Origin of the sequence: Kitasatospora sp. NPDC058115 (assembly GCF_042884635.1) — a bacterium.
GTDB lineage: Bacteria > Actinomycetota > Actinomycetes > Streptomycetales > Streptomycetaceae > Kitasatospora.
This window is the reverse complement of sequence record NZ_JBHVTL010000010.1, coordinates 244,446-252,350: the sequence shown is the minus strand read 5'-3', so window position 1 is coordinate 252,350 and position 7,905 is coordinate 244,446. Positions and strand designations below refer to the sequence as shown.

At 72.2% G+C, this 7,905-nt stretch carries 7 protein-coding genes and 1 pseudogene; all 8 read left to right on the top strand.

Features of this window, described 5'->3' with window-relative positions:
- The first annotated feature begins 181 nt into the window (after positions 1 to 181).
- Positions 182 to 1,204: a TIGR03571 family LLM class oxidoreductase gene (locus ACFVVL_RS13780; protein WP_387674494.1), complete on the top strand. Its 1,023-nt coding sequence runs from the start codon at positions 182 to 184 to the stop codon at positions 1,202 to 1,204.
- A gap of 110 nt (positions 1,205 to 1,314) precedes the next feature.
- A complete protein-coding gene (locus tag ACFVVL_RS13775; RefSeq protein WP_387674492.1) occupies positions 1,315 to 2,325 on the top strand; it encodes an aldo/keto reductase in 1,011 nt (336 codons plus the stop codon).
- Between the two features lie 139 nt (positions 2,326 to 2,464).
- The gene (locus tag ACFVVL_RS13770; protein WP_387674489.1) at positions 2,465 to 3,805 is read left to right on the top strand and encodes a GH1 family beta-glucosidase; all 1,341 of its coding nucleotides are present in this window, start codon (positions 2,465 to 2,467) and stop codon (positions 3,803 to 3,805) included.
- Positions 3,806 to 4,127: 322 nt separating this feature from the next.
- The gene (locus tag ACFVVL_RS13765; RefSeq protein WP_387674486.1) at positions 4,128 to 5,663 is read left to right on the top strand and encodes a S8 family serine peptidase; all 1,536 of its coding nucleotides are present in this window, start codon (positions 4,128 to 4,130) and stop codon (positions 5,661 to 5,663) included.
- 63 nt (positions 5,664 to 5,726) lie between these two features.
- A pseudogene (locus ACFVVL_RS13760) lies at positions 5,727 to 5,968 on the top strand (transposase); the annotation flags it as partial.
- Entirely contained in the window at positions 5,889 to 6,407 is a 519-nt protein-coding gene (locus ACFVVL_RS13755; protein ID WP_387674483.1) for an SDR family NAD(P)-dependent oxidoreductase, read from the top strand. The pseudogene ACFVVL_RS13760 and the gene ACFVVL_RS13755, both read left to right, overlap by 80 nt.
- Before the next feature lie 29 nt (positions 6,408 to 6,436).
- A complete protein-coding gene (locus tag ACFVVL_RS13750) occupies positions 6,437 to 6,829 on the top strand; it encodes an SDR family NAD(P)-dependent oxidoreductase (protein ID WP_387674480.1) in 393 nt (130 codons plus the stop codon).
- A 142-nt stretch (positions 6,830 to 6,971) separates the two neighbouring features.
- The gene (locus ACFVVL_RS13745; RefSeq protein ID WP_387674477.1) at positions 6,972 to 7,760 is read left to right on the top strand and encodes an LURP-one-related/scramblase family protein; all 789 of its coding nucleotides are present in this window, start codon (positions 6,972 to 6,974) and stop codon (positions 7,758 to 7,760) included.
- Positions 7,761 to 7,905 lie beyond the last annotated feature (145 nt).

The window sequence follows — 7,905 nt, the reverse complement described above, 5'->3', positions numbered from 1 at the left end:
CCCGCGGCGGGCCCACCGGCCCGCACCCGGACCTTTACAACTGACCTCCCCCGCACCCCCGCACGCCCGCTGGGGGCCGGCCCTTCCCGGCCGGCCCGCGGCGGGCTTCGCCCTTCCCCCCCCGCCCTGATTCCCCCGCCCTGATTCCCCCGCTCCGACCGCTCTGAGGACCGATTCACCCATGGCACTGCGTCACCCCGCCCTCGCCCGCCTCGCCCTCGGCGAGGGCCGGCTCACCCTCGGCCTGGAACTCCCGCTCGACAACGACTGGGGCCCCTCCCGGCAGGCCGCCGACCGTGCGGCCGGCCGCCCCCACGGCGTCCCGGACCTCGCCGGCCACGCGCGCCTCGCCCGGCTCGCCGACCGGCTCGGCTTCGCCGGCCTCTGGGTGCGCGACGTCCCGCTCTTCGACCCCGTCCGCTTCGGGGACGCCGGGACGGTCTTCGAGACCTTCACCCACCTCGGCCACCTCGCCGCCGTCACCGAGCGCGCCGTCCTCGGCACCGCGGCCGTCGTCCTGCCGCTGCGCGAACCACTGCTCGTCGCCAAGGCCGCCGCCACCGTCGACGCGCTCTCCGGCGGCCGGATGCTGCTCGGCCTCGCCAGCGGCGACCGTCCCGTCGAGTACCCGCTCTTCGGGCGGGACTTCGGGGCCCGCGGCGCCGCCTTCCGGGAGGGACTGGAGACCCTGCGCGCCGCCTGGCGGCCGGGTCCGCTGGAGCTGCCCGGGGCCGGGCTCGGCGCGGACTTCCAGCTGGAGGTCCTGCCGAAGCCGGAGCAGCCGGCGGGCGTCCCGATCGCCGTCGCCGGCGGCGCCCAGCAGACGCCCGAGTGGATCGCCGAGCACGCCGACGCCTCGCTCAACTACCCCCGCGACCTGGGCGCGCTGCGCCTGCGGACCCGGCAGTGGCGCGAACTCGCGGGGGAGAAGCCCTACATCACCCCGATGGTGCTCAGCCTCCAGGAGGACCCGGACGCCCCGGCCCGTCCGATCCGGCTCGGCCTCAGCACCGGCCGCAACGCCCTGGTCGAACACCTGGAGGCGATGGCGCTGCTGGGGGTCTCGCACGTCTCCTTCAACCTGCGGCCCAACGACCGGCCGGTGGAGGAGGTGCTGCACGAGCTCGCGGAGCACGTCCTGCCGTGCTTCTCCGCGTCCGGGGCGTCCGGGGCGTCCGGGGCGTCCGTCGCGTCCGACGCCTAGAGCCCTTGCATTAGCCAGCGCCTGCAATTATTGTTAAAGCAAGCAAGGGGCGCTCGCATCTATCGGGCGGGCCTTGCACCCCGCACCCCCCGTTCGGAAAAGGCACCACCATGTCCCTCAAGGAACTCCTCCCCGGCAAGCTCGGCTTCGGCACCGCCCCGCTCGGCAACATGTACCGCGCGATCCCCGAGGCCGAGGCGCTCGCCACCGTCGAGGCCGCCTGGCAGCAGGGCGTCCGCTACTACGACACCGCCCCCTTCTACGGCGCCGGCCTCTCCGAGGAGCGCCTCGGCGAGGTGCTCTCCACCAAGCCGCGCGACGAGTACGTCCTGTCCACCAAGGTCGGCCGCGTCGTCCTCGACGAGCTGGAGCAGGGCAACCGCGACCTCGGCGAGAAGGGCGGCCTGTTCGAGCACGGCAACCCCAACAAGGTCCTCCACGTGTGGACCGCGGAGGCCACCGAGCGCTCCATCGAGGACAGCCTCAAGCGCCTGCGCACCGACCGCCTGGATGTCGTCTGGGTGCACGACATCGCCCAGGACTTCCACGGCGACCAGTGGCTGGCCAAGTTCGAGGAGGCCCGCACCGGTGCCTTCCGCGTCCTGTCCCGCCTGCGCGACGAGGGCGTCATCGGGGCCTGGGGCCTCGGTGTCAACAAGACCGAGCCGATCGAGCTCACCCTCGCCCTCGACGAGCCGCAGCCCGACGGCTTCCTGCTCGCCGGCCGCTACACCCTCCTCGACCACGAGCACGCCCTCCAGCGCCTGCTGCCGATGGCCCAGGAGCAGGGCGTCGGCATGGTCGTCGGCGGCCCGTACAGCTCCGGCATCCTCGCCGGTGGCGCCCACTTCGAGTACCAGGAGGCCCCCGCGCACATCATCGAGCGCGTCACCCGGCTCAAGGACCTGGCCGCGAAGCACGGCGTGAGCATCAAGGCCGCCGCCCTGCAGTTCTCCCTCGCCCACCCGGTCACCGCCGCGGTCGTCGCCGGTGCCACCAAGCCCAGCCGCATCGCCGAGGACCGGGCCGCGCTCGCCGAGACCGTCCCCGCCGCGTTCTGGCAGGAACTGCGCGCCGCCGGCCTGGTCAGCCCCGCCGCCCCGCTGCCCCACGGCGCCTGAGCCCCGCCTCCCTGCAAGCCCGGGTGCGCCCCTCGTGCACCCGGGCTGCCGGCTCCTGGCTCCGGCTCCCGGGCCCTCTGGTGCTCCGGTGTGACGCCGCTAACATGACAGTCCCTCACGTTCATGCCAGGAGGCCGTCATGCCCGACCGCTTCGACCTGCCGGCGGACTTCCGCTGGGGTGCCGCCACCGCCGCCTACCAGATCGAGGGCGCCGTCGACGAGGACGGCCGCGGGCCGTCCGTCTGGGACACCTTCGCCGCCCGCCCCGGTGCCGTCCGCGACGGCCACACCGGCGCCGTGGCCTGCGACCACTACCACCGCTGGCCCGAGGACATCGCCCTGATGCAGGGCCTCGGCCTCGACGGCTACCGCTTCTCGATCGCCTGGCCCCGCGTCCAGCCCACCGGCGCGGGCTCCGTCAACCCCGCCGGCCTCGCCTTCTACGACCGCCTGGTCGACGCGCTGTTGGAGGCGGGCATCACCCCGCTCCCCACCCTCTTCCACTGGGACCTCCCGCAGGCCCTCGAAGACCACGGCGGCTGGCTCAACCGCGACACCGCCCACCGCTTCGCCGACTACACCGCCCTCGCCGCCGACCGCCTCGGCGACCGCGTCCCCACCTGGATCACCCTCAACGAGCCCTTCGTCCACACCGTCTTCGGCTACGCGCTCGGCACCCACGCCCCCGGCCGCACCCTGATGTTCGAGGCCCTCCCCGCCGCCCACCACCAGCTCCTCGCCCACGGCCTGGCCGCCACCGCCCTCCACGACCGCGGCCTCGACGTCATGCTCTCCAACAACCTCACCCCGGTCGAGCCAGCCTCCCAGGCCCCCGCCGATCTCGCCGCCGCCGCGGCCTACGACACCCTCCACAACCGCCTGTTCACCGACCCCGTCCTCCTCGGCCGCTACCCCGACCTCTCCCCCCTCGGCGTCCCCGACGACATCTTCGGCACCGTCCACCCCGGCGACCTCGACCTCATCCACACCCCCGGCCTGGACGGCCTCGGCCTCAACTTCTACAACCCCACCCGCGTCGCCGCCCCCACCGCCCCCGGCCTGCCCTTCGACCTCGTCGACATCCCCGAAGCCCCCCACACCGCCTTCGGCTGGCCCGTCGTCCCCGCCGCCCTCACCACCCTCCTCCTCCACCTCCGCGACACCTACGGCAAAGCCCTCCCACCCCTCACCATCACCGAGAACGGCTGCTCCGTCACCGAATCCACCACCCCCGATCAACCCCGCATCGACTTCATGTCCACCCACCTCGACGCCCTCGCCCACGCCACCACCGAGGGCATCGACGTCCGCGGCTACTACACCTGGTCCCTCCTCGACAACTTCGAATGGGCCGAGGGCTACCACCAACGCTTCGGCCTCGTCCACGTCGACTTCGAAACCCAGAAGCGCACCCCTCGCGCCTCCTACACCTGGTACCGCGACCTGATTGCCACTCACCGGGCGCGGCTGCCCATGTAGTTGGCTTCAATCGCTGCGGGATGTACGGCCTTTCGGTAGCGGCCGAGAGGTCATCCGGATGGTGCGGTCTGGGGCGGCTGGGTCCGAGAAACTGCGCAAATGACAGGGCGTTCTATGGATCCGCAGCCCATCGCCAGTGGTTTCAGCCGCGGGTCGGTTGTACGGGGACCGGAAGCGCGCCGCCTCCGGAGAGTTCGTGCAAGGTCATTGCCGGTTCGCGAGGCGGCAGGTTAGCTTCACTCCTGCACCACCCGTCCCGTACCAGCCCGGCCGGCGCTCCGTTCCCCGGCCGGGTCCCGCACCCGGATGATGTGGAGAGCACATGGCTCGAATAGGTTCCTTACTCCGGCTCGGCCTGGCCGCACCGGTCGTGCTGTCGCTGACCGCCTCGCTCGGGGCCCTCCCCGCGACGGCCTCGGCGGCTCCCCGGGCGCAGGCCGCCGAGCGGGCCGAGGACGCGAACACCCTGGCGTACGTGGTCAACACCAAGACCGACCGTCGCACGATCGCGGCGGTGCAGCGGGCCGTCACCGCGGCCGGCGGCAGCATCGTCGTCACCTACGACGGGATCGGCGTCATCGTCGTCCACTCGGCGAATCCCGACTTCGCCCGGCGCATGCGCGCGGTGCCCGGCGTGCAGTCGGCGGGGGCCACGCGGACCTCGCCGCTGAACCCGGCGGGGGCGGGCGACGCGGGCCCGGTGCGGCCTCTGTCCGCAGGCGAGGTCGCGAGCACAGGGAAGGCGTCCGGCAGTGGCGCCGAACCCCTCGAAGCCGAGCAGTGGGCGCTTCGGGCGATCGGCGCGGACCAGGCCGCGAAGATCGACCCGGGCAGCGGGAACGTCACGGTCGCCGTGATCGACACCGGCGTCGACGACACCCACCCGGACCTCGCCCCCAACTTCTCCCCTTCGCAGTCCGCGAGCTGTGCCGGCGGCAAGGCCGACACCACGTACGGCGCCTGGCGGCCGGTCGACCCGGACTACTTCCACGGCACCCACGTGGCGGGCACGATCGCCGCGGCCCGCAACGGCGTCGGCGTCGCGGGCGTGGCGCCCGGGGTGAAGGTCTCCGGGATCACGGTCTCCCAGCCCACTCCGCGCCAGCTGATCTACGCCGAGAGCGTCGTCTGCGCCTTCGTGTTCGCCGCCGACCACGGCGTGCAGATCACCAACAACAGCTACTACGTGGACCCTTGGCAGTACAACTGCCTGGACGACCCCGACCAGAAGGCCATCATCGACGCGGTCGGCCGCGCCCAGCTCTACGCGCAGCGCAAGGGCACCCTCAATGTCGCCGGGGCCGGCAACGCCAACCACGACCTGGCCTCCGACGGTTTCACCGACGGCGGCAGCCCCAACGACTCCACCCCGTCGAGCCGGACGGTCGACCCGCACACCTGCTGGGGCCTGCCCGCGCAACTGCCGGGCGTCGTCACGGTCAGCGCGACCGGCCCCACGAACACGCGGGCGTACTACTCCAACCACGGCCTCGGCGTGATCGACGTCGCGGCGCCGGGCGGCGACCGGTACGTCGCCTCGGACACGCCGTCCAAGAGCGGCGGCATCCTGTCGACGCTGCCGAACAACCAGTACGGCTACGAGCAGGGCACGTCCATGGCCACGCCCCACGTCGCCGGTGTGGCCGCGTTGCTGAAGTCCGCCCACCCGCACGCGACCCCGGAGCAGTTGCAGGCGATGCTCAAGGCCCAGGCGGACAACCCGGGTTGCCCGACGGCCCCGGCCGCCGGTACCGCCGGGGCCGGTGAGGCCACCGCGGACGCCGTCTGTGCGGGCGGCAAGCGGGTCAACGGGTTCTACGGCTTCGGCATCGTCAACGCCCTGCGCGCGGTCAACTGATCGTTTCAAAATGAGTTGAGCTGCACCCTTGCGCTCGGTGATCTTGGTCGGCAGGCCGTCCGGGTGCGTGTTGCTCTTGTGCCGGACGACCTGTGGGAGCGGGTGGCTCCGCTGCTGCCGCCCGCTCCCGAACGACGCCACCGCCACCCCGGGCGACTACGGGTCCCGGACCGGGTGGCCCTGGCGGGTACCTCTACGTGCTGCGGACCGGTGTCGCATGGTGCGATGTCCCCGCGCAGGCCGTGGGCTGCTCCGGAATCACGGCCTGGCGCCGCCTGCGGGACTGGACCGAGGCCGGCACCTTCACCGTGTTCGAAGGCCATGGCCTCGGCAAGGCCCTGCTCGGCCCGGCCGCGTATGCCGCCCGCAAGGACGCCCCCGACTTCGGACGCCGGATCAAAGCCGCCGTCGAGCGGTCCTGACCTCACGTACGCGGCAGCCGCGGTGCTTGCTGCCGAAGGCGCGAACGTGGTCGCGGTAGCGCGCGGTATCACCGGTCCGCTGACCGCGCTCGCTCCGCAGGTGCACCCGGTGTCCGTCGACCTCACCGCGGCGGACGGCCCCGCAGTCGCGGTCGAGGAGGCAGTGTCGCGGTTCGGCGGGCCGGACATCCTGGTCAACGTCGGCGCGGTACGCCTCCGGCCGACCGGTCTCCTGTCGGTCACCGACGACGACTGGATCCAGGGACTGACGATCAACTTTCTCGCCGCAGTCCGAACCACCCGAGCGGCCCTGCCCGTCTGATCGAGCGCGGCAACGCCTCAATCGTGAGCGTGAGCTCGGTCAACGCGTTCCTGCCCGACCCGACGATCGTCGACTACTGCGCGGCCAAGGCGGTGCTCTCCAACTTCTGCAAGGCCCTCTCCAAGGAGGTTGGTCCGCGCGGAGTGCGGGTGAACACAGTCAGCCCCGGTCCGGTGTCCACAGCGCTGTGGCTCGGTGACGACGGCGTCGCCGCGACGGTCGCGAAAGCGGCGGGCGGGGATCCGGAGGACATCGCTCCACCGCCGTCGCGCAGTCGGCGATCGGCTTCCTCAGCCTCCCCCAGGAGGTCGCCGACCTGGTCGTGCTGCTGGCCGGCGACCGGGTGGGTAACGTCACCGGCAGCGACTTCGTCATCGATGGCGGCCTCGTACCGCGACCTGATCGCCGCTCACCGGGCTTGACGCGCACGGGGGTTGGGGTGTCCCGATCGGGCCCGGAGTCGGCGTCACGGGTGTGACGTCGGTCATACCGCTGCCGTCGGGTGGCGGACAGCCGGCGCGCGCAGTCGCAGAACCTGCAGGTCACGGGCGGAGCCGGTGGTCCGTGGACGAAACCGCGGCGGTCGAACGATCTGGCCATCCGGGGAGGATCGGGCCTAGCCTGCCCGCCATGTCCCAGAACACGAACACTCCCGGCTTCCCCGGGCAGCCGGTCGCTCCGGTCGGCGACTCCGCCAAGGTGCAGCGCCAGGTACAGCAGCAGGCGGGTGTCGGCCCGGTCTCCGGTGGCGGCGGCACCCTCTTCTCCGAACCGGTCCTGGTGGTGAACCAGAAGGCCAAGCTGATCGAGCTGACCAACGAGTACGCCGTCTTCGACCAGCAGGGCGCGACGCTGGGCTCGGTGGTCCAGGTCGGCCAGAGCGGTTTGCGCAAGGCGATACGACTGCTCACTTCCCTCGACCAGTATCTGACCCACAAGCTGGAGATCCGTGACGCGCACGGCGTCCCGGTGCTGCTGCTGACCCGCCCGGCGAAGTTCATCAAGTCGCGGGTGATCGTGCAGCTTCCGAACGGCCAGGAAGTCGGCCAGATCGTTCAGCAGAACGCCATCGGGAAGATCAACTTTGCGCTGGAGGCCGGTGGGCGGAAGGTCGGCGCCGTCAAGGCCGAGAACTGGCGGGCCTGGAACTTCTCCATCGTTGACGAGACGGACACCGAGATCGCCCGGATCACCAAGACCTGGGAGGGCCTGGCGAAGACGATGTTCACCACGGCCGACAACTACGTGCTCCAGATCCACCGTCCGCTCGCCGACCCGCTGCTCGGCCTCGTCGTGGCGACCGCGCTGACCGTGGACACCGCGTTGAAGCAGGACGCCCGCGGCCTCGGATAGCCGCGACCGCACCCCGCTCGCTGTTCGTGCCCCACCCGGCCGGGGGTGGGGCACGAAACCGGCAAGTGTCCGGGGCGGGCTGGGGTGGAGAGCGGGGTCGTGGCGGCAGCCGGAATCCGTGGCGCCCGCCGGCGGGCCGCCGGCG